Here is a 20,944-nt window from a genome sequence, read left to right as displayed (position 1 = left end):
TGACAACCATTTGTTAATAAAAATTTAAGATCTACACACCTAGATTTTTAAGGTGTTCAATCTATACTTTGTACCAAGAAGAATAGGTATAAAATGGAAATTAAGAAAGTTGGTGATAAATTAAAGTTATACGGAAACTTATTAAGTCAGTTGAAATAAACGATAAAATGTAGAATTACATATTAAAAATGGAGGTGTCTTAGTGAAAAAAATCTTAATGTTTGTATTAACTATAACCATTTTGATTGGAGGAAGCCTCTACTTCCAAAATCGAAGCAGCTACTCAGAATATGCAAGCATACAGGATGATAAAACCATCTCAGAGGATTTAATTATCTTAGATAATAATCCGAAGGATGTAAAGTCAGAGAATAAGAGTCCGGGCAATGAGGAAACTCCAAAGGATGCAACGCTAGATGATAAAAGGACTTTTGAGGATATTGCCTTGGACAAACGTCTTGATGAAGGGAGGAAAAAAAATGAAAGAACTTATAGGGAGCAAGGAAGAAAAGAGTCATCAATTAGGCCAACAATAGAAGTTCCATCTCTTTCTATCGAGGATATAACAGGCATCTACAAAACAGTTGATGCATACATGAGAGAAAATTCAGATCGGTTTCCCGAACCAGCGGACAATGGCACTAGGGGAAACACTGATGATCCGAGAATCCAAAACATTCTATACAAGGAAGAAAAAACAGGTATCATAGCAGGATTCGAAAATGAAAATCTGTTCGCATGGGAAGTGAAAAAGCTGGACGGAGAATATACCAACCTCCTGTTAGGTAGAAAGTCTACGGGAGAAGAATGGCAAGTTCTCTCGGAAGGAGACGTATATCAATTGAGAGAGGAAATTAGCGATGGAAATTAAAGCGGAGAATTTAACAAGAACATTTGGAATGAAACGGGCAATCAGTGAACTAAATTTTACATTGCCTGAAGGTGTGTATGGGCTTTTGGGAGATAATGGGGCAGGGAAAAGCACCTTGATGAGAATTCTTGTGGCAATTGACCATCAAACTAGTGGTAAGGTTACCTTTAACGGCAAGGATATCTTCCATATGAACGACGACTACCGGAATCTTGTGGGATATATTCCCCAGGATTTCGAGGTTTATTCCGCGTTTACAGCAACAGAATATCTGGAATATATGGGAGCACTGAAGGGGTTGTCAAAAAAAGAACTGAAGCACAAAGTTCCAGAGGTATTACAGTTTGTCAACCTGGAGAATGTTGCTAATAAAAAGGTCAAAACCTTTTCCGGAGGGATGAAAAGGCGGGTGGGCATTGCCCAAGCCATTATTAACGATCCGAAGATATTAATTTTTGACGAGCCCACCGCTGGGCTTGACCCCCATGAGCGAATCCGTTTTTCAAACATCATAAGCGAAATGGGACAGGACAAGATCATCTTGTTTTCTACCCACATTATTTCGGATATCGAAGCAATTACCACCAATGTGATCATCCTAGATCAGGGGAAAATTAAAGAGCAAGGTAATGTGCAAAAGATGTTATCCGGGATTAAAGGAAAAGTATTTACTGAGGAGATGGACAGAGAGCGACTGGCCTCCTTTAAAAAGAAGCACCTGATCGTACGGATCCGGCAGGAAGAAAACGTTGTTAATGTCCGTTACTTGGGAGAAAAGGAATCAGGCGCAATCGTATGCGAGCCCACGCTGGAAGATTACTACATCTACTTAGGGAGTGGGAGCCATGCGTAATTTCATTCCATTAGAACTGAAAAAAATATTAAATAAAAATACAGTAATTATCAGCCTACTCTTTCTCACTATTATTCTGATCCCCTGGATTCAAACCGCCAAGAGTATAGATGTCTTGGATGATGATGGAACCATACATAGCGGTCTTGGAGGCTGGAAAATTTTAAGGGAGCGCACGGTTGAGGGCACGATGACGACGGATTATTTATTACAAATGAAACAAAACTACGAAAACAGCGTGGACAAACCTTATATTGAAGGCGAAGTGGATACAGATCGCAAGTTGGGAAAAAGATTAACTTTTCCTCACGATGCGCTGAACTGGGAACTGAACTTTCCATATATAAAGTACCGTGTTCTCGATAACAGCTTAAATTTAACGGATGAGCAGCTCGCCAATTTTTATGTAGATTGGAAGGGCAGTTTTACCGAATATTTATCCACTGAACAAAATCTATTTCCTTATACAGAGAAACAAATCGAAATCATATCCCAGAAAATGCAAAAAGTACCCACCCCATTTTTATTCAAATACGATAGTGGCTGGGAGTACCTGAAAATAGGTTTATTAAATACGATCTACCTTTTCTTCATGTTCTTGGCCTTTATCCTATGCGAGGGATTCTCCAAAAACAGCAGCAAAGGAATTGACAAGGTGACCTTATCCACCAAGGAGAGCAGGAGGAGGCTGCTCAGCTACAAGCTTGGTGCCGCTTGTGTGTTTTCTACGATAGCCTATTTTGTGTATATTGCGATCATACTGCTGTTTATTACCGCAGTGTATACGCTGCACGGCTGGGACTCTTCGGTTCAAATCGGAACAATTACATTTTATTCTATGAATCAGCTTCAAGAGGGGTTACTCTATATTTCCATGGGATACTTTTCCACACTTGTCGTGACGCATCTTATCCTGTTTTTGTCAGTGGTTTTTAAAAGAGGGAAACTGGTATTAGCACTTTCACTGATTTATTTTTATCTCGTAAATACTTATCAGATGGGGAGGGGGGCGCTGATTGAAAAAGTGATGGTCTTCATGCCCCAGAACTTTATCAATAATCTTATAGGCATAGAGAAATTATATTTTGTGGGTAATACTGTATTTCCTTATGTTTTTGTCGCCCTGTTTCTGGGTACTGTGTACATTCTCTTATCTCGAATCGGTATCTCTATATGGATGAGAAGATATTATTTACAGTAGAGGAAGGTAGGTGAAATCATGAGCTATTTATCAAAAGTAAACAGAAGTAAAATCCTAAACATAAACATATTCGGTTTTTTGTTGGCATTGTTTCTGATACTTACCTTTTACAACTTAGACACCATCAAAACAGGTTATTTAAATCAGGCAAGATATGAGATAACAGATGGGACGGAATACCGGTATTTCTATCAACCGGAGGTATTGGATGAAGTTGAGATTAATAAAATTTTGGAAAAATACAGAGAACTTAGCCTACCAGAAGACAGGAATAAAGCGGATGTTGCAGATTTGCCAGCCTTGGATATGATTATCCAAGTGTATGGCTGGAACTGGACTGGAATACGGGGTGTCTCAGCAGAACAATTTTATCAGGACAGGGCAGACATCATCAAAAGTGCACAGAAGGAAGCGGGGAGTTCTAGGGAAGGAATCAGCAACGGGAATTATGCAGCGGCTTCTCTCTCCGAACCTATCCGGATGGGTTATGCCGAGGGATGGAAGAACGTTAACTCAGGGATGAGCCAGTGTGTTTTTATTGTCCTGGTTCTCATTTCCATTCTACTGGTCCCAATTTTTAATGAAGACGAGACCTTGGGCGTGGACGGACTGGTCAAATCCACGAGGTTTGGAAAACGTAAGCTGAGTAGGATACGGATTATCAACGCCTTCCAGCTCTCTTTATTGCTTTATCTGGCGGCGGTGGCGATTTACATTACGCCTATATTCTTTATGTACGGTTTACAAGGTGCGGATTTGCCTATACAAAGTAGTCCACAATTTTTTTTATCAATGGTTGCGGTGAATTATTTCGAGCAGTTTTTAATCAACCTGGTTATTGGATATGTGGCAATCTCACTGATGACAGGGATTACTTTATTGATCAGCGTATTAGTCACACAGATTTACACTGGCTACGCCCTGTTACTATTCACCATAGCCATATCTTACGCCATTCAGATGAGTGAGGTATTCTTTCTGAAACATTATGTGGGCAATTTTCTGCCCATGCAGATAGCCAAGTTCAACAGCTATTACACAAGTTTTGAACCCTATGGAGGTATTTCTAGAATTATTGCCGTTCCTTCCATTACTGTTGCAGTTTTATTTATACTCCTACTATTTTTGCCAAGATGGATTAATAAAATGAGGTTTACTTCTTAGATTGAGCATTACGCATAAAGTTAAAACACATCAAGGATAAAAAAATGAAGTGAAGTTCGGAAAGAAGGTAGATGATGTATTCATTTTTTATTTTATGCGAAGCTGGATCAGAAAAAGATGGTATTAGCAACAACGGTTTAGCTCACGTTCTAGAGCACTTTGTTATACTGGCGATGCTCAAAGATTTTTTCACAGAGAAAGAAAGTAATTTGAGAGGACAAACAAATTACTGCTATTGCTTATATAGTTGGAGCAATGCGAAGTACCAAGTAGGTTTAAACCTTATCTTTTAATTTGAAAACTATATGAGGAGGATATTAAATAATAAAAATGAATATTATGACTTAATGTTAATGGCCATTAGAGAGGTCGAGGAAGAAATACTATCGAAACACAATGAGGTGGCAAAGATCAATGTAATGATTCATTATTTAAATAAAGATATTGTTTCTCGACCAATAGGCCTACTTGAGGACGTAAAAAGTTTGAACGTTGACCAATTATTTGAGACTTTAAGTAGTATTTATGTAGCAGGAAATTTAAGATATTTCATTTTTAATCATGAAAAAAATGAGTTTTTTATTTCTGACTTGCCTCAAAAAACAAAGCGAAAAGGTTGTGTGGAAAAGCAAGAATTCCATGACAAAGAACTGGAACGGATAGCATCTAATTTAAATATAGATGTACAAATATTTAAATTATTTTGTAATAGTGATAAAAAAGTTGCACTTTCTAGTACTTATTTTTCTAAGATTTTTAACAAAGAACAAACGATTCTTAATGAATTGTACTTGATAAGTATTTGCAAATTATTAGATAAAGCTTATGGTGTCAAAAATAACTGTAAATTTGAAATTATATTTTTTAGTAATGAGGACTCTACTAGAATTTACTATATATTTGAATTAACGAGCAGCAATGATATTTACGAGACTCCAAATAAGATAACGGTAGATGTGGAACAGATAATAAATTTTATGCTTGAAAGTGTAAATTTCCACGAGTTAAAAGAGGAGTTAAGGATAAATGTATACAGTAATAGATTTAGTCCAATAAGTCGAAGTGAATGCGAATCAGAGATATTGAATAAAGTTTACTTTAATAATTTTCAAGTAATAAAAGATTATGAAGATTTTGCTGATATTTTACGGAATGTTACGATTGATAAATTCAAGGGATTCTTGTATTTTGCGTTAGGGGAGATAGATGACTTAATTATTTTTGAATAACGTAAAAGACAGGTCGACAGTTTTCCTCGCTTTGGAGTCTAGAGTCCATTTTCATTGATCAAAATAAACTTGCCGGACCACTGACTTCTATGATACACCACACTTTCACTAGACGAATGGTTTCATTATATAAATTGGTACGGGTGTCGCCCCTGGTCATCAAGTCGCCCTCAATGTGAATATGTGGATTGATTCGCTTCTTTACCTTCACAATGATCTGAGCAGTTGAGTGCTACCAAAGCATTGATATTGAGTAAGCCAAGTGAATGGAGTCGTGTCTATAATGATGTAGTCATAGTTGGCTTTCATCGGTTCCAGTAAAGGGGTCAATGTCTTTTCACCGCCATTTTCATCCCGTAGGTTAATTTCGGCAACAGACAGTTCAATGTTGCTTAGGAATCAGGTCAATGTTACCTTGAGAATGAATGCACCCTTCGGGCGATGGAAGCGGTTCGTCCGTCATCATCGCGTTCTTGATGTTGAACATAGAGTAAGGGAGTTTATCAGGTTGTTCGATACCAAAGTACATCGTTAGATTCCCTTGAGGATCCAAATCAATTAGTAATATCTTTTTTCCTTCATTATATAAGGCGTAAGCTAGGTTATAAGCGGTGGTGGTTTTGCCTGTACTGCCTTTTTGATTAGCGATAGTGTTTACTGTTGTTTTTCTCATATCAATTCCCCTCCCTGAAGCCAAAGCTTCGATATTATCTGTCAATGATAGGGAGCGGGCTGATCTGTTATAGTTCTCTCCGAGTTCTCTCATTTGTGCAAAAGCGACTACTATTTGAGAAGATTCCCGGAAGCCTTGCGGCGTTTAAATCTAACGAAAGAACCCGCAAAAAAACTTGATCTTACAAGGATTTTCGCGGGCTTTAGATTCCTTTTCTTTGACTTAGTTTCTGCTATCTTCCCGATAGCATGAGCGACTTAAAATCGAGAGGGAAACCGTGGAGGTTCGAGTCCTCTCACCGGTACCAACTAAATCAACTCAAAGTTCATTAGATACTATATCTGATGAACTTTTTTGTTTGTTTTTTTACAATTCCGTTCATGCCTGTGCCGGAAAACTTTTGATACATCCTTCAGTTGTGAATAAGAAATTGGACTTAGTTGTACCGAGAATGATTAATGTAAGAGGATATGTGAATGAGATAGAGGCATTCCTGAGGAAGCTCCACTTCGAAGCTATAAGCAAGCATGATACTAAACAGCGATTGACAAAATAGAGGAACTACCTAATACTAATTGATAATCATTATCATTGTTGTGGAATATAATTAATTCAAATAGATTGTGGAGCAGATCGGAGTGTATGGCAAAGATGAAGCTGGAAGATCATATTTTCGCATGGAATTATGCTGCTGTTAAAGTACTTGATATTCGACATGCTGTGATGGAGCCTGGGGACAATCTGCAAGGCTATATATTACCAGCATGCGGATTTATCTACTGTGTGCGGGGTACGGCCAGCTTGAATCTCAACGGCATAGATTACGACGCAGACCGTCACTTTATTGTGCATGGTGGCAAGGGCATGAGACTAAGTATAGAGACAGGGAAGTTGTTTGAATACTATTTATTATTCTATAGAGCCTCCTTGCCAGGAAGAAAGGATTTAGCAAGACTTTTAGAACGCAGCAATCCATTTCGGATGCAGTATAGCTTCGAGTCTTTGGAGCCATTACCACTGCACTATCAACTAATGGCAATGGAACAACTTTGGGCACAAGGAAGCCAATTGGAAAGAATTCAAGTTAAAGGCTTGTTCTATCAGTTTATACATGAATTATTAAAGCAGTTCACAAAGGATGGAATTAACCTCAGGCAACCGGATGTCATTGGGCAGGTTGTCCGTTATATTGAGGAGCATTATCGTCATAATTTATCACTAGAATCTATAGCGGAGCAATTTAATTACAGCCCTCGTCATTTATCAACCCGCTTTAAAGGGGAGACGGGGTTTAGCTTGATTGAATATTTGATACGATTCCGGCTTAAACATGCAGAAGAGCTATTACGATGTACCGATGCTCCACTTCGCGATATTGCAGAAGAAGTTGGATATAACGATGTATATTACTTCAGTCGTATGTTCAGTAAATACAATGGTCAATCTCCCATCCGGTTCCGCAAGGAAAGCAGGCAGGTGAGTTCATCGGACAATCGTCCATTTACCACCGCCAAATTCTCCATTGGCGAGCACATATCCTCCCGATATAATGTTATTGAGTATGATAATCATTATCATTACTATTACCAAAATGAAATAACCGGAGGGTCTTCACCTATGAGATTAACAAAGACGTCAAGTTTTATTGTAGCGATGCTGCTTAGCTTTACCTTGCTTTTAAGTGCATGTGGATCTGCAAGCGTTGGTTCTAATGCCACAAATTCTAATGGATCCAAAGCTTCTGAAGTTACATCATCACCAGCAAATAATTCAATTGCAGCTGACAATGTCAATAAGGAGGCTCAGACAAGAACTATCTCTACAATAAAGGGAGATATTGTTGTTCCAGCTAATCCAAAGAGGGTTGTCGTGTTATACCTTCAAGGGGATCTTGTGGCCCTCGGCATTAAGCCAGTAGGTACTTCGAGTGTTTTTGAAGGAGCGGCCTTTGCAGAAGAGCTGGGGGGGATTGAAGATCTAGGTTCATGGTATGAGCCTAATCCAGAGGCTATTATGGCAGTAAAGCCGGACTTGATCATAGCTGCTTCAGAAGAAACTTACGAAATCCTTAAGGATATTGCACCGACCGTTCCAATTCCTTATGAAAAAATGGCGACGGATGAACGTGTAATGAAGATTGGCGAGGTATTTGGCAAGGAGCAGGAGGCACAAGCTCTATTAGATAATTTCCACGAAAAGTTGGAGAAGAGCAAGCAGCAGCTTGATGAACTTGGAATTTTGGATAAGACAGTAACCATTATCGAAGGCGGCAAAAAAGAGATGGCGGTGATCGATAGCAAGCTTTATGGAAGGGGCTCTCAGATCATTTATGAATATTTAGGGCTAAAAGCACCAGAGATTCTTCAGAAAAAGATTGATGGCAGAGAGAAGGCTACTGGAGGGTTTGTTTCCTTAGAGGTGTTACCTGAGTATATAGGAGACTTCGTGTTCCGCTCTGTATGGGATGGGGCTGATGATTTGTCGGACAATCCAATTTGGAACAGCATTCCAGCAATCAAAGAAGGTAGATTGATCGAAATTGGGTTTGATTTTTCATATTATTCCGATATCTACTCTCTTGATAAGCAGCTAGATTTTGTAGTTGAGAAGCTAGTGTCAGCGTATGAAAAAAAATAGAAAGCTAGATGATAGAACAACCGTTATCCCTGATTTAAGAGGGAAATCGTATTTCGGTCTGTTTCTACTCCTAGGGATACTGCTGCTGCTACTTTCAGTAGCAGCTTCTATCTCATTTGGCTCTGCTTCCATGAGCCTGAAGATGGCATGGACAGCGATTTTTAATTTTGATCCTGAACTGACCGAGCATCAGATTATTCATGCCCTTCGTATTCCGCGTACAGCAGCTGATATTATTGCGGGGATGTGTCTCGCGGTAGCAGGAGCGGTTATGCAGGGCTATACGCGAAATCCCTTAGCAGATTCCGGATTAATGGGAGTGAATGCAGGAGCAGCTCTTGCAATGGCCGTTACACTGGTTTTTCTTCCAGGGCAACTGCAGACAACAACCCTGCTGGTTAGCTTTATTGGCGCAGGACTTGGAGTAGGATTAACGTATCTTGCCGCTTCATTGAATCGTTCAGGAATGACACCTCAACGACTGGTGCTAGCTGGAATATCAATTACAATGCTATTTGGAGCTGTGGGGTCATTTATCTCATTAAACTATGGAATTGGTCGTGCCCTTGCTTATTGGACTTCGGGTAGTGTGGCTGGAGCAACATGGGTGGAAATTAGGCTAGTTATACCTTGGTTCTTAGGTGGACTGGCTTTGTCACTATTCATTGCACGCTCTATCACTATTTTAAACTTGGGGGAAGAGATCGCGAAAGGCTTCGGGCAACGGATCGTTCTCGTTAAGATGATAGCTACGCTTGCGGTCCTTTTACTAGCGGGTGTAGCTGTTGCACTTGTAGGGCCAATCGGCTTTGTAGGGTTAATTATTCCGCATATTATGCGTTTTTTTGTAGGTGTAGATTATCGTTATATTATTCCGGCATCAGCCATTTACGGCGGCGCACTTATGGTTGTAGCGGATATCGCTGGAAGGCTGATTAATCGTCCGGCAGAGACAGCACTGGGCATTATTTTTGCAATGATTGGTGTTCCTTTCTTCTTGCTAATTGCGAGCAAAGAGAGGAGAGCCTTCAAATGAATGTTGTTAAATCGCATAAGGCTACAATATGGATTCTATCTCTTTTAATACTGCTTATTGCAGGAGCTATTCTTAGTCTTAATATGGGAAAGGTGTCCCTCAATCCACTTGAAGTATTTCAAGTATTGCTTGGACAAGGTCCAGAGGAGCATAATCTCGTTGTTTATAAGTTTCGTCTTCCTCGGATCGTATTAGCGATACTTGTTGGATTTGGGATGGCACTGGCAGGTGCAGTTATGCAGGCGTTGCTGCGCAATGATCTGGCTGATCCCGGCATGCTTGGTATTAGCTCAGGTTCAGGTCTTATGGTGTTGCTGATTATCTCAACGGTAAGCATTCAAGGCGCCGCTATAACATTATTACTGCCGTCTATGGCATTCTTAGGCGGTCTGCTGGCAGCAGCTCTGATCTATGTTCTAGCCTATAGAAAACGTCGTATGATTTCTTCTACACGACTTGTCTTGACTGGTGTTGCAATCAATATGGGGTTTAGTGCGCTGTCGCTATTCCTGACTTTAAAGCTTGATGACCAGAAGTATGAGTTTGCGCAGCGTTGGCAAGCAGGATATTTATGGGGGGACAAGTGGTCTTATATCAGCTTGTTGGCACCTTGGGTATTGCTGCTATTCGCATATATTCTTTCTAATTTCAGGACATTGAACGTCTTGGTGCTAGGCAACGAAATTTCGATAGGATTAGGAGTCGCTGTAAAGAAGAAATTTTTGCGCTTGGCAATTGCGGCTGTAGGCATAGCTTCTGGCTGTGTAGCGCTCGGGGGCTCGATCTTCTTTATTGGATTGATTAGTCCGCATGTGGCTCGCAAGCTGGTAGGTCACGACTACAAAGTTCTTCTACCTACTTCAGCGCTTATTGGTGCGCTATTGCTGCTTGTAGCGGATACGATTGCTCGAACGGTCAGCTTTAAGTCAGATATTCCCGCAGGAATTATTGTAACAATGCTGAGTGTGCCTTACTTCCTATATCTATTGATGCGTTCAAAATAAATATCGATAGGTTCTATTCCTCTCACCGTATACTAAAAAGGTCTATAAAATTGCTTAATAAGCGACTTTATAGACCTTTTTCATTTTCAGAGCTTATTAAATTTCTAATAGGAGCATTAGGTTTTCCTCTACTACTACTTCTGAATTACCCTATTTCCAAAGTTCTAGTGTATACCGTTAGCTTCGCATTCGATGATTTAGCATTGATACTATAAAGTGCAAACCTTTTCCTACTTTTCAACGTCTCTAATTTATAGAAACAAAAGAAAAGATGACTTGCATTTTATTTATACAGTTGTATAATAGAAGCAGTTATACAACTGTATAATATGGAGGTTGATTCATGATTAATGAAATTAAGAAGCTATCTGATGCAGAGTTAGAAATTATGCTTGTCATTTGGAAAACTGGGAATCCAGTGAGTTCTTCCTACATATCGGATCAATTACGTAATAAACGAAATTGGGCTTTGGCTACTTTAATGACGGTACTTTCGCGACTCGTTGATAAGGGATTTCTGTATTGTGAAAAGGAGGGACGGAGCAATAGTTATCGTGCAGCCATCTCAGAAACGGATTATAAGGAATGTGAAGGGAAAATCGGCAAAATGGAAATATTGGATATGGATGATTTTGACTATACGCTTGCTACTTCCGTTTAACATTTCGTTTGCCAATAATGTCGTACGGATTCCGCTTCCTGATAGCTCAAAGATAAGTACAGTGTTTCAAGACATTCCCTCCAACAGCATACAAATTGATGTGTCAGGGATTTCTCATCCTGTTCAGCAGGCCGCATCGTTAAATCATATACCATCTCTTATGGACATCTTAACTTGGCTCTGGTTTTCCGGGTTCGTACTTTTTTTGCTTTATCATTTTACCAGTTACTACTTTTTCAGAAAACAGTCTCTTCGTTGGAGTAATTCTCTTTTAAGTGACCAGATGGTATTGAAAATAAACCAAGTTTATAAAGAAATGAAAATAAAATTATCCATCACCGTTTTAATTAGTGAAAAGGTTCCAAATCCAATGTTAGTTGGTTTTTACAAGCCGATTCTCTTCTTGCCGCATGATCAATATAACGATGAAGAGCTTGAATTTATCTTCAAGCATGAGTTAGTTCATTATAAGAGACATGACATTATATATAAGATACTCCTCTTAATTGTACATGCAATTCATTGGTTTAATCCTTTCGTGTGGTTCATGGTACGCCAAGCAGGACGTGAAATTGAAATTTACTGTGATGAGACGGTAGTGGGTACACGAAGCTTATCTTACCGTAAAAAATATTGTGAGGCTATCTTATCTGTCATACAGAATTCGGATCCCCGCTTTTTGGCTTTATCAACTAACTTTTCAGGAGGGGAAATTTCTATGAAAGAGCGATTTATATCTATTCTTAATACGAAGAAAAAACGAAACGGCATCACTCTATTTTATACCGTCCTGCTTTTGATCGGGGTAATCAGCGTGTTGGCGTCGTGCACTAATATAAAAGGCACCGAATTCATCAAACCCGGCACGATCTATTCCATTGGCTTTGATGGGGAGCAAGTTGTTGTTAATGATGCTGGCAATTCGTACTCCATAGATGCAGAGGGGAATGTTTCTGTTTCATATCGGAATGGAGATGTTAAAGCAAATGTGCCATTAAAGTTGGATACGACCGGAGGGGTTCTGGGAATGGGGCAAGAGAACACCGGTTATTTTATATCCGAGGATAAAACAGCTATTGTTTATGGTTTTGCAGATGGAAAATCATTGCCGCTGCATGTTTTAATCAGTAATGATAAGGGACAGACATGGAATGACTATCCTATTCCTGGAGCAATGGGATATGAAACAAAATTTATCGGTTTCACGAATAAAAATGATGGTTGGCTGGTCAGTGGTGCTTCACAAGGAGTTGGGAGTGCGCTGAATTATGTATATCAAACCTCTGACGGAGGTAAGACGTGGAAAGAGATAGGCAATCCAAATGATATTTATTCGGAACATTTGACCGGCGTGGGATTTTCTAGTTCGGATATCGGGTTTTTTGGGTACAGATATTATATGGATGAGGGTCCTGTAATTTATTGGACCAAAGATCAGGGGCAAACTTGGGAAAGGCTTGCTGTATCGCTTCCAGAAAAGTTTGATAAATATAAAAAAAATCCCCTTTCTCCTATCTTTAATAGAAAGGAAGGACTGTTCCCTATCTCGTTAATTGATCAAGATACCGGTGTGGCAGGAACTATATATCTTACCAGTAAAGATGAAGGAATCACTTGGGTTTATGATGAAGCTTATGATAAGCTTCTAAATCCTTAAAAAAAGCGGCCATTGGAATGGCCGCTTTTTGATTGTCCAATGGGATCTCAGATAATGGAAAAATAGATACGATGAATACTAATTCCCGAACTAAAGTCAAAAAGGCTTCTATCCTAAAGTATGCCTAAGGATAGAAGCCTATGAGAGAAATATTCGAAAAGAGTATTAGCGAATTGTAAGGGATCCAATTTTGCAACGTTCATTGATTAAAAAATAACATGAATCCAATGAATTAATATGTTGTATTACAGATGCAACTTCTTATAGGATATTATAGGGTATCAAGCGGTACATGCAGCAGTGAGAAAATTCGGAGGCTAAAGGATCCCTTCTATTTGTTTCTCAATTTGAATAAAATAGGTTACTATTTCCAACCCCCTCCTCCATGAGAAGATGACTCTACGTAATCAATCTTAATCTGACCGTTGCCTGAGCCAAGCGTGGTGTTAAAATTATATTGACGTAAGTTCCAATCATTGAAAGTCCCTGCCCAGCTATTATCGACGATAAAAGTATAACGTGTCGTAGCTGAGAAGGAGCCGCGGATGTAGGCACAAACAGCTCTTGAACCGTAGATTCCCACTTTATAACCGTTAGGATTTTGAGTGCTGCTGTTTAGAACTGACATTATCCCTTGGAAATAAGGCACAACATTTCCAGTAATTTGAGTAGTGGTCATATCGCGATCCACGGCGAAATAAATCGGAGTGGCATTCGTTTGTCCGAAGTCATTTGCCAATTCCACAGCATCTTTCGCATCACTAACACCCTGTGCATTCGTAAAGTAACTGACAGTTGTTCCACCTTTGTTTTCATAAAGGGATACTATGAACAGCCCAGCATTAGAAATTCGTGTAATCTAAGCATCTGTAAGTCCGTCATGAGAACCTTCTACACGGTTCAGGTATCGTCCAACAAATGTAAAGTTATTATTTTGAAGTGTCATCAATCTTGCTGAAGTAACGTTTGTTGCAGTATCACAACCCAGTACCAATGTGGTTTCCTTCTTTCAAATTATTAGATAGATTTCTTTAAACTGCATTCATAAGACCTCTATGAGAAAGATTGGCGCCAACCTAAAATAGTATATGAGAAATAGTTCACAAGTTCTTGGGGGAATAAATTAGTAGATATAAAAGAGGCAATTGACTTTAGTTGGATATGAGGTACAACCGTGCTAGATTCATTGTTTGAGGAGTAACTAGCATATTTATAAATCTAATTTAGAAAAAGAAGAACAGATCTGCATTTTTATTGAGATTTTTATTAAATTTCGCTTAAGTTTGTTAGGGGAGAGTTGGTTTTCTCCTAGTGCATTTCGTTCTCTTTCTAATGTCCAACTGTGGAGGTTCGATTCATCTCACTGTTAACTAAAAAAGAACAACCTATTGTACTTACGATAGGCTGTTCCTTTTTTTACAGGCGACCATAAAAAGAACAATTTCGACTTGAAATAGATTATTGTTATATGAAATATCTACTAAGCCATTACTATCCTCTACGACCTTCTGGATACTTTTTAAGCCTATACCATGACCGGATTTATTAGTTTTTGTGGAGCAGATGTCGCCAAAACGATTCGTATGAATTTCATTCACATAAGGATTCTGAATCCGGATGAACAAGCTTTCATTAAGATAATGCATATGTATGGTTATATAGCACTCTTCATTTCTTTTATCGCAACAAGCTTCAATGGCATTGTCCAGTGCATTTCCTAAAATCACACTGATAACTGTGGTGTCGAGCGTCAGCTGTGCAGGGATGTTCAAGTCTAACTTGAAGGGGATCTGATGCTTTTCAGCGACCTGCTGCTTGTAGTTGATAATGGAATCAATAATCGTATTCCCGCTATTGCTAACGCCTATTGGGTTGTCTATTTGCCCCAGTAAGTTGTCCAACTCATTCAGATTGGCAGCTTCACCGGATTGTACCTTTGCGCGTAAACCTATGAGAATATTTTTAATATCATGCTGGAACTTAAAAGATTCTTCCTGTATTTCTTTTGTCAAAAGATATTGATTTACATAGTAAGCATTTTGTTGCTCAAGTAAATAACTTTGGTTCTGCGCAGATTGGATAACTAACATACGGTCGCATAAGATAAATATCAATAAATTTATAATGAGTAGCCCTGTGGACAGGATTGGAACAAGGGTAGGGAAGGACTGCATATAAAGGCTGGATGCGAAGCTGTAGATCCCTAGTGTGCTTATAGAAGGGCAAATAAATAATAGAACCCAATACCATTTAGATAACCCGCCATTTCCAAAGGCTTTAGCTACGCGCACGGATACAAAAGCTAATATAAACATCAGCAGCTTGGAAAGAAACTGGTTCAGAATATATCCCTTTGTCGAGTAAAATAGGGGTAATGATAACTCACTAAGCGTAATAAGCGCAACCAGAAAAAGAGCGGCAACGATCCGCCATTTGATATTTCCATTGTAAAAAAAAGATAAGAGAGCAATCAGGCCAATATTGAGCGTGAGTAGGATTGAGCCTGGCAGTGAGCTATAGTGCAGAAAGACAATACAGAGGAAATATAGGGAGTACACGATAACAAGATTGGCTTTGGTGGTAAGTCGGCTAACGAAACAATGCCTGTAGAAGTAATGAATAATGATAGGTAAAAGTGGAAGCGTTACTAGATAAAATAACTCCTCCAGAAAGATATTATCCAACAAGACTCCCCCTGAATTTCAGATATTTTTTCTTAAAATCGGCACTGTATTTTGCACTAATGGGTAAAGCTTCGCCATTTAGGAGAATTACTCCCTGGTTACTGATTTCTTTAATAAAGTAAAAGTTAACGATGTAGGATTGATGGATTCGAACAAAATCGCTCACCGGAAGCTTCTGCTCTTCCTCGTTTAGTGTACTGTAGTAGTCATGTTGATCGTTGCAGGAATAAAGAATAATTCTCCGCCGGTTGCTTTCCAGATAGATGATATTTCGATAGGGGATTAGAATTTCTTTTCCTTTTTGCTGTAGTGATAAGAAGTTTTTTTTGCCTTGCTGGAGCTTGCGAATTACTTTTTCAATCGTAGAAATCAGTTTTTGCTTAAATATCTCTGAATCGATAGGTTTCTTGATAAATCCCGAGGGCTGAACATCGAAGAGTTGCAGATGATATTCATCATGACTAGAGACATAGATAAGCTGCACTAGATCATTTTCATCATTTCCCCGCAGTACATACCCAGCTTTTATTCCATCCATATCCGCCATTTCAATGTCCATAAAAATAATATCAAACGCGCAGGCCTCTTGAATGGCCTTAGTGAAGCTTTCACCGGAATAAAAGATCGAGACCTCTATTTTCCTTGTGAAATTAGGTTGAGTCTCCAGAATAAGTCTCTCTATTAATTCAGTAGTGGGAAAGTCATCATCACAGACAGCAATACGTATCACTTTATCATTCCTTTCGACAAGAATTGTCCAAAATATCCGGGAATTTGTCGACCATATAAGTCACATTATACAAATCCTTCTTAATAATTACATTAACTAACTTGATTGTTACAGTTTGAATGTAGTGTCCATGGCAACATGTTAGGATGTGGAAAAGTGAAAAGAGGAGTGTTTGATTTGACGCAAACGATCTTTGAGGCCAGAGGTTTAAGCAAACAATACGGAGAGTCTTTTGCGCTTCAGGATGTCTATATGACAATTGGGGTAGGAGATATTTATGGGTTTGTTGGCGAAAATGGGGCAGGTAAAACTACATTAATGAAAATTATAGGCGGATTGGTACATCCGACACATGGTGAAATCTCTCTTTTTGAAAAAAAGGACAAAAAAGCTGTTCACGAGGCGAGGCGAAAGGTTGGATTTCTAATTGAAAGGCCAGCGCTTTATCCTAATCTAAATGCCAAGCAAAATCTTACGTTTTATTGTCGTGCGTTTGGGATTAAGGATAAGAGCAGAATTGCGGAAGTATTGCAGGCAGTTTCTCTGGCAGATGCCGGTTCTAAGCTAACCTCAGAATACTCCCTTGGGATGAAACAACGTTTAGGTCTGGCTATTGCTCTACTTAACGATCCCAAATTTCTGGTATTGGACGAGCCTATTAATGGTCTTGATCCGTCAGGCATTGTAGAAGTGCGAAAGATCCTGGAGAAGCTTTCCAAAGAACAAGGAGTGACTATACTGATCTCCAGTCATATTTTAAGTGAGTTGCAGCTACTAGCGACCCAATACGGTTTTATTCATAAAGGAAGGTTAATCAAAGAAGCTTCTGCGGAGGAACTCTTACATACGGCGGAAACAAAGATCTGTATTCGAACGGCTGATCCCGCAGCGACACTTCAGATTTTAAAAAGTGAACTCCAACTAGAAACCATTACGATCACCGAAGCTGGAGAAATTCAAATTCCTAAAGAGAGTACAAATCTGGAAGAGCTGATGTCTCTTTTTCTGACGCAGGGCATCCATATTGAAGGGATTAACCTGTCGGCTCCAAATCTTGAGAACTATTATATGGATCTAATTGCTGGAGGTAACGAATGAGGAATTTTCTTAAGGCTGAAGCTTATTATGTAACCAAAGATCCTATGTTCAAGGGGATAAGTCTTCTTTTGCTGTTTGGAAGTGCCTTATTACTGGTTTGGATGGGGGTACAAGTAGGATTTGATATAGATGGTCCTTTAGAGCCTTTAATCACTAGCATTCAGTTATCTTTTTTTCTGTATTTCATCATTCCGATTTACGTTTGTTTTTTTGCTACCGAGGGATTTGAGTATGGGTCGGTCCAAACTATTATCGCTTCGGGTCAGCGCAGGTCATTATATTTGCTGGGAAAATATCTAACCGAATTAAAAGTTGTAGTATGGTGGGTAATTCAATTTTTTGGTCTTTTTTATGTATTGTACATGCTGGCAGCGTTTGTTACGGGTTCCCATATCGGAAATGAAAGCTTAGAGGGGAAGTTTATCGTTGCTATGGGGGCTATTGGATTCAATATTTTGTATCTCGCAGCTTATTCCGCTGTCGTACTGTTGTTAGGAGTATTGATGAAAAAATCGGCTACCGCTGTAATTGCCACTTTTGTTTTTGTATTTGGCGATTTTCTGCTCAGTGGTTATCTTAAAGACTCTTCGTATGTATATCTGCGAGTGATTTCTGAAAATACGCTAACGACGCAAATTTTTAAATTCTCTGCTGTAAATTCACATGAGATATATACCCTAAACGAGGGTATTCGTATGATCCTAATTCCTGTTGTAATCATAGGGGTTTGCTTGAGCGTTGCTTTAATTTCTTTTGAAAAGAGAGATGTGCATCTATAGAGAGGAAGGATGGATTATGAAAAAGCATAACAAAAGAACAACTGTGATCTTAAGTATTTCGGTAGTAGTTATAATTTTTTGTGTTCTTTTTGTGAGTATACGAATATCTTGACGCTGTCTATCTAGTTTAACTAGAACGTGAGGATTGAATCTCTCTGGTAAAAAAGCCACGGGGTACGTTATCAACGTACCCCGTGGCTTTAGGTGTTTATGGAAGGACATTGCCGGCAGCACGGTAGATTTCATACCATTCTTGCCGAGTGAGAGTAATATCGGAAGCTTTGGCAATATCACGCAAGCGCTGTGTATTAGTTGTGCCAACGACAGGCTGCATATTTGCCGGATGTCTGAGAATCCATGCGATGGCAATAGCTGTATTGGTTACGTCTTTTTCAGCTGCTAAGCGGTTAATGACCTCGTTCAATTCAGGGAACTTATCGTTATCTAAGAATACGCCTTCAAAGAAGCCATATTGGAAAGGCGACCAAGGCTGAATGGTCATGTCATGCAGGCGACTGTACTCCAAAATCCCGCCATCATGAACAACTGAACCGGAGTTAGTCATATTCACATTGAAACCTGTATCAATCATGCCAGTGACCATAATGCTCAATTGCAGCTGGTTGAACAGCAGCGGTTGCTTTACATTTTTCTTAAGCAGCTCGATTTGCAACGGGTTCTGATTGCTGACACCAAAGTGTTTGACCATACCTTTGCTTTCCAGAATATCAAAAGCCTCAGCGACTTCTTCTGGCTCGAACAGCGTATCAGGCCGGTGAAGCAGTAGGACGTCGATATAGTCTGTTTTCAAGCGCTTAAGGCTGCCTTCAACGGATTGCAGGATATGTTCCTTGGAGAAATCAAAAAAACCGTTGCGGATTCCGCATTTGGTTTGGATCATCATTTTATCACGCATACCCGGATTGTTCTCCAGTACGCCTGCGAATACTTCTTCGGCTTTGCCAGCTGCGTAGATGTCAGCGTGGTCAAAAAAGTCTATTCCGAGCTCAAGGGCACTATGTACATGTGTATCTGCTTCTTTTGCAGATAGATCAGCAATCCGCATACAGCCAAGCGAAATTTGTGACACCTCAAGTGCGCCGTTTGCTACACTAATTTTTTTAACCAAAAGTGACTCACTCCTTTGAATGTTAGTAGAACATGCAGTATTCAATCAAACCATATCATAAAGAGGGGAGGTAAGCCAATGTCTGTCTAAAAGAGAAAGAGGTTATCTCATCAGTAGAATTCACTACTTCAGAGACAACCTCATTTGTCTATAGGTCAGTTATTAATACATATTTGGAATGTCGACATTAGGATCAATGTCAGCTTCGTAGTCTACACCCTCTGTTCTAAAACCAAACAGGTTAAAGAAATCTTGGCGGTAGCCTTCAAGATCAGCAAGCTCACCTGCATTGTCGGTTGTCAGCTCGTCCCAACGTTTCATAACCTCAGTCTGAACATCCTCACGCATTTCCCAGTCATCAATTCGGATCAAGCAGCCCCCGTCAGCAGTAGCTTCGCCCCCACTGTAAAGATGCTCAGAGAATAAACGGTACATTTGTTCAATACAGTTCTCGTGCAGCCCTTTTTCCTTCATTACTTCATACAATGCAGAGATATAAAGCGGGACTACAGGAATCGCGGAGCTGGATTGGGTTACCAGAGCTTTGTTCACGGAAACAAAAGCACGTCCACCTTGAGTGGACAGGCGATCATTCAGTTGGATCGCTGTTTGTTCCAGATCATGTTTGGCTTGACCAATCGTTCCGTCGCGATAGATAGGGTGAGTGATTTCAGGGCCGATGTAGGAGTAAGCAACGGTTGTAGCTCCATCGGCAAGCACGCCAGCTGCTTGAAGCTGATCGATCCACATTCTCCAGTCTTCGCCGCCCATAACTGCGATGGTCTGACGTACTTCCTCTTCTGAAGCAGGCTCAATAGTGGTCATGGAAACTTCACCTGTGTGGAAGTTCAAGGTTTTGTTCGAATAAGCGGTTCCCACCGGTTTAATGACAGAGGAGAAGGTTTCTCCTGTTACCGGATGAGTGCGGCGTGGTGAAGCGACACTATAGACAACTAAATCAACTGTGCCATATTCAGCTTTAATCAATTCAATGGTCTTTTCTTTGATAGCATCGGAGAAGGCATCGCCAACTATGCTGTGAGATTTAAGTCCAAGCTGCGCTGCTTGTTGTTCAAAAGCTGCGGAGTTGTACCAGCCAGCAGAAGCTGTACGTTGACCTTCAGCAGCTTTATCAAAGAAAACACCAATAGTGTTGGCTCCAGCACCGAAAGCGGCTGAAATTCTGGAAGCTAGTCCGTATCCGGTAGAAGCACCAATGACTAGTACATTAGCGGGTCCCTCAATTTTCTTTTGTGCTTTTACATATTCAATTTGTTGTTGTATTTGTTTGGCGCATCCCTCTGGATGGGCTGTTGTACATATAAATCCGCGAGTTTTAGGTTGAATAATCATCAAGGAATTCCCCTTTTTATAATAATTAAAGTCCAATGTTACTTCAGAGAAAGTATAGCAAACAATATTTACTAATACAAAGAATTTAGGATATTGGAGAAGAATGACTGCTCTCCACTACGATCGACTGCCATCCGCTGTCGCTTACGGACCCAGATGACTTTATATGCAAATTTATCGCCTTT

At 39.7% G+C, this 20,944-nt stretch carries 18 protein-coding genes; 12 read left to right on the top strand and 6 right to left on the bottom strand.

Annotated elements, in window-relative coordinates; translation table 11 throughout:
* The first annotated feature begins 202 nt into the window (after nucleotides 1-202).
* From NYE72_RS24265 to NYE72_RS24245, 5 genes are all read left to right on the top strand, one after another.
* The gene (locus NYE72_RS24265) at nucleotides 203-871 is read left to right on the top strand and encodes a hypothetical protein (protein ID WP_076142374.1); all 669 of its coding nucleotides are present in this window, start codon (nucleotides 203-205) and stop codon (nucleotides 869-871) included.
* Nucleotides 861-1,724 (top strand): ABC transporter ATP-binding protein, encoded by an 864-nt coding sequence (locus tag NYE72_RS24260; protein ID WP_076142375.1) that lies wholly within the window; start codon nucleotides 861-863, stop codon nucleotides 1,722-1,724. Before NYE72_RS24265 ends, NYE72_RS24260 begins: the two co-directional genes overlap by 11 nt.
* Entirely contained in the window at nucleotides 1,717-2,925 is a 1,209-nt protein-coding gene (locus tag NYE72_RS24255; protein ID WP_076142376.1) for a hypothetical protein, read from the top strand. The genes NYE72_RS24260 and NYE72_RS24255 overlap by 8 nt, the downstream gene beginning before the upstream one ends.
* A gap of 18 nt (nucleotides 2,926-2,943) precedes the next feature.
* The gene (locus NYE72_RS24250; RefSeq protein ID WP_076142377.1) at nucleotides 2,944-4,089 is read left to right on the top strand and encodes a hypothetical protein; all 1,146 of its coding nucleotides are present in this window, start codon (nucleotides 2,944-2,946) and stop codon (nucleotides 4,087-4,089) included.
* 419 nt (nucleotides 4,090-4,508) lie between these two features.
* Entirely contained in the window at nucleotides 4,509-5,318 is an 810-nt protein-coding gene (locus NYE72_RS24245) for a hypothetical protein (RefSeq protein ID WP_143766603.1), read from the top strand.
* 382 nt (nucleotides 5,319-5,700) lie between these two features.
* Here the strand turns inward: NYE72_RS24245 and NYE72_RS24240 are convergent, their stop codons facing one another.
* Nucleotides 5,701-5,991: an AAA family ATPase gene (locus NYE72_RS24240; RefSeq protein WP_076142380.1), complete on the bottom strand. Its 291-nt coding sequence runs from the start codon at nucleotides 5,989-5,991 to the stop codon at nucleotides 5,701-5,703.
* A gap of 642 nt (nucleotides 5,992-6,633) precedes the next feature.
* Here NYE72_RS24240 and NYE72_RS24235 point away from each other — a divergent pair.
* From NYE72_RS24235 to NYE72_RS24215, 5 genes are all read left to right on the top strand, one after another.
* The gene (locus NYE72_RS24235; RefSeq protein WP_235219551.1) at nucleotides 6,634-8,628 is read left to right on the top strand and encodes an AraC family transcriptional regulator; all 1,995 of its coding nucleotides are present in this window, start codon (nucleotides 6,634-6,636) and stop codon (nucleotides 8,626-8,628) included.
* Nucleotides 8,615-9,664, top strand: coding sequence for an iron ABC transporter permease (locus NYE72_RS24230; RefSeq protein WP_094903496.1), 1,050 nt, complete (start codon nucleotides 8,615-8,617; stop codon nucleotides 9,662-9,664). Before NYE72_RS24235 ends, NYE72_RS24230 begins: the two co-directional genes overlap by 14 nt.
* The gene (locus NYE72_RS24225) at nucleotides 9,661-10,668 is read left to right on the top strand and encodes an iron ABC transporter permease (protein WP_076098983.1); all 1,008 of its coding nucleotides are present in this window, start codon (nucleotides 9,661-9,663) and stop codon (nucleotides 10,666-10,668) included. The genes NYE72_RS24230 and NYE72_RS24225 overlap by 4 nt, the downstream gene beginning before the upstream one ends.
* 343 nt (nucleotides 10,669-11,011) lie before the next feature.
* The gene (locus NYE72_RS24220; RefSeq protein ID WP_076098984.1) at nucleotides 11,012-11,329 is read left to right on the top strand and encodes a BlaI/MecI/CopY family transcriptional regulator; all 318 of its coding nucleotides are present in this window, start codon (nucleotides 11,012-11,014) and stop codon (nucleotides 11,327-11,329) included.
* Entirely contained in the window at nucleotides 11,295-12,986 is a 1,692-nt protein-coding gene (locus NYE72_RS24215; protein ID WP_339212113.1) for a M56 family metallopeptidase, read from the top strand. Before NYE72_RS24220 ends, NYE72_RS24215 begins: the two co-directional genes overlap by 35 nt.
* A 364-nt stretch (nucleotides 12,987-13,350) precedes the next feature.
* On the opposite strand, the gene NYE72_RS24210 is transcribed toward NYE72_RS24215, so the two are convergent.
* The 3 genes from NYE72_RS24210 to NYE72_RS24200 form a co-directional block, all read right to left on the bottom strand.
* On the bottom strand, nucleotides 13,351-13,836 hold the full coding sequence (locus NYE72_RS24210) for a DUF1906 domain-containing protein (protein ID WP_254924658.1): 486 nt from the start codon (nucleotides 13,834-13,836) through the stop codon (nucleotides 13,351-13,353).
* Nucleotides 13,837-14,380: 544 nt separating this feature from the next.
* Complete coding sequence (locus tag NYE72_RS24205; protein ID WP_076148069.1) at nucleotides 14,381-15,670, bottom strand: sensor histidine kinase; 1,290 nt, start codon at nucleotides 15,668-15,670, stop codon at nucleotides 14,381-14,383.
* Nucleotides 15,663-16,400 (bottom strand): LytTR family DNA-binding domain-containing protein, encoded by a 738-nt coding sequence (locus NYE72_RS24200; RefSeq protein ID WP_339210602.1) that lies wholly within the window; start codon nucleotides 16,398-16,400, stop codon nucleotides 15,663-15,665. Before NYE72_RS24200 ends, NYE72_RS24205 begins: the two co-directional genes overlap by 8 nt.
* A 156-nt stretch (nucleotides 16,401-16,556) precedes the next feature.
* On the opposite strand from NYE72_RS24200, the gene NYE72_RS24195 reads away from it, so the two are divergent.
* On the top strand, nucleotides 16,557-17,498 hold the full coding sequence (locus NYE72_RS24195; protein ID WP_170914311.1) for an ABC transporter ATP-binding protein: 942 nt from the start codon (nucleotides 16,557-16,559) through the stop codon (nucleotides 17,496-17,498).
* Complete coding sequence (locus NYE72_RS24190) at nucleotides 17,495-18,277, top strand: hypothetical protein (protein ID WP_076225225.1); 783 nt, start codon at nucleotides 17,495-17,497, stop codon at nucleotides 18,275-18,277. The genes NYE72_RS24195 and NYE72_RS24190 overlap by 4 nt, the downstream gene beginning before the upstream one ends.
* Nucleotides 18,278-18,485: 208 nt before the next feature.
* On the opposite strand, the gene NYE72_RS24185 is transcribed toward NYE72_RS24190, so the two are convergent.
* Nucleotides 18,486-19,406 carry an aldo/keto reductase gene (locus NYE72_RS24185; RefSeq protein WP_038573011.1) on the bottom strand — a complete coding sequence of 307 codons (921 nt, stop codon included), beginning with the start codon at nucleotides 19,404-19,406 and terminating at the stop codon, nucleotides 18,486-18,488.
* Between the two features lie 162 nt (nucleotides 19,407-19,568).
* Nucleotides 19,569-20,759 carry an enoyl-ACP reductase FabV gene (gene fabV, locus NYE72_RS24180; protein ID WP_036687496.1) on the bottom strand — a complete coding sequence of 397 codons (1,191 nt, stop codon included), beginning with the start codon at nucleotides 20,757-20,759 and terminating at the stop codon, nucleotides 19,569-19,571.
* Nucleotides 20,760-20,944: the final 185 nt, after the last annotated feature.

Origin of the sequence: Paenibacillus sp. FSL L8-0333 (assembly GCF_037965665.1) — a bacterium.
Lineage (GTDB): Bacteria > Bacillota > Bacilli > Paenibacillales > Paenibacillaceae > Paenibacillus_AQ > Paenibacillus_AQ odorifer.
Note: the sequence above shows the minus strand (reverse complement) of the source record. Positions and strands in the feature narration are given on the sequence as shown.

Coding starts and splice junctions, on each gene's coding strand:
- NYE72_RS24240 (WP_076142380.1), bottom strand. CDS start 5,991: ATGAGAAAAACAACAGTAAACACTATCGCTAATCAAAAAGGCAGTACA.
- NYE72_RS24220 (WP_076098984.1), top strand. CDS start 11,012: ATGATTAATGAAATTAAGAAGCTATCTGATGCAGAGTTAGAAATTATG.
- NYE72_RS24245 (WP_143766603.1), top strand. CDS start 4,509: ATGATTCATTATTTAAATAAAGATATTGTTTCTCGACCAATAGGCCTA.
- NYE72_RS24190 (WP_076225225.1), top strand. CDS start 17,495: ATGAGGAATTTTCTTAAGGCTGAAGCTTATTATGTAACCAAAGATCCT.
- NYE72_RS24250 (WP_076142377.1), top strand. CDS start 2,944: ATGAGCTATTTATCAAAAGTAAACAGAAGTAAAATCCTAAACATAAAC.
- NYE72_RS24230 (WP_094903496.1), top strand. CDS start 8,615: ATGAAAAAAAATAGAAAGCTAGATGATAGAACAACCGTTATCCCTGAT.
- NYE72_RS24235 (WP_235219551.1), top strand. CDS start 6,634: ATGGCAAAGATGAAGCTGGAAGATCATATTTTCGCATGGAATTATGCT.
- fabV (WP_036687496.1), bottom strand. CDS start 20,759: ATGATTATTCAACCTAAAACTCGCGGATTTATATGTACAACAGCCCAT.
- NYE72_RS24225 (WP_076098983.1), top strand. CDS start 9,661: ATGAATGTTGTTAAATCGCATAAGGCTACAATATGGATTCTATCTCTT.
- NYE72_RS24215 (WP_339212113.1), top strand. CDS start 11,295: ATGATTTTGACTATACGCTTGCTACTTCCGTTTAACATTTCGTTTGCC.
- NYE72_RS24260 (WP_076142375.1), top strand. CDS start 861: ATGGAAATTAAAGCGGAGAATTTAACAAGAACATTTGGAATGAAACGG.
- NYE72_RS24255 (WP_076142376.1), top strand. CDS start 1,717: ATGCGTAATTTCATTCCATTAGAACTGAAAAAAATATTAAATAAAAAT.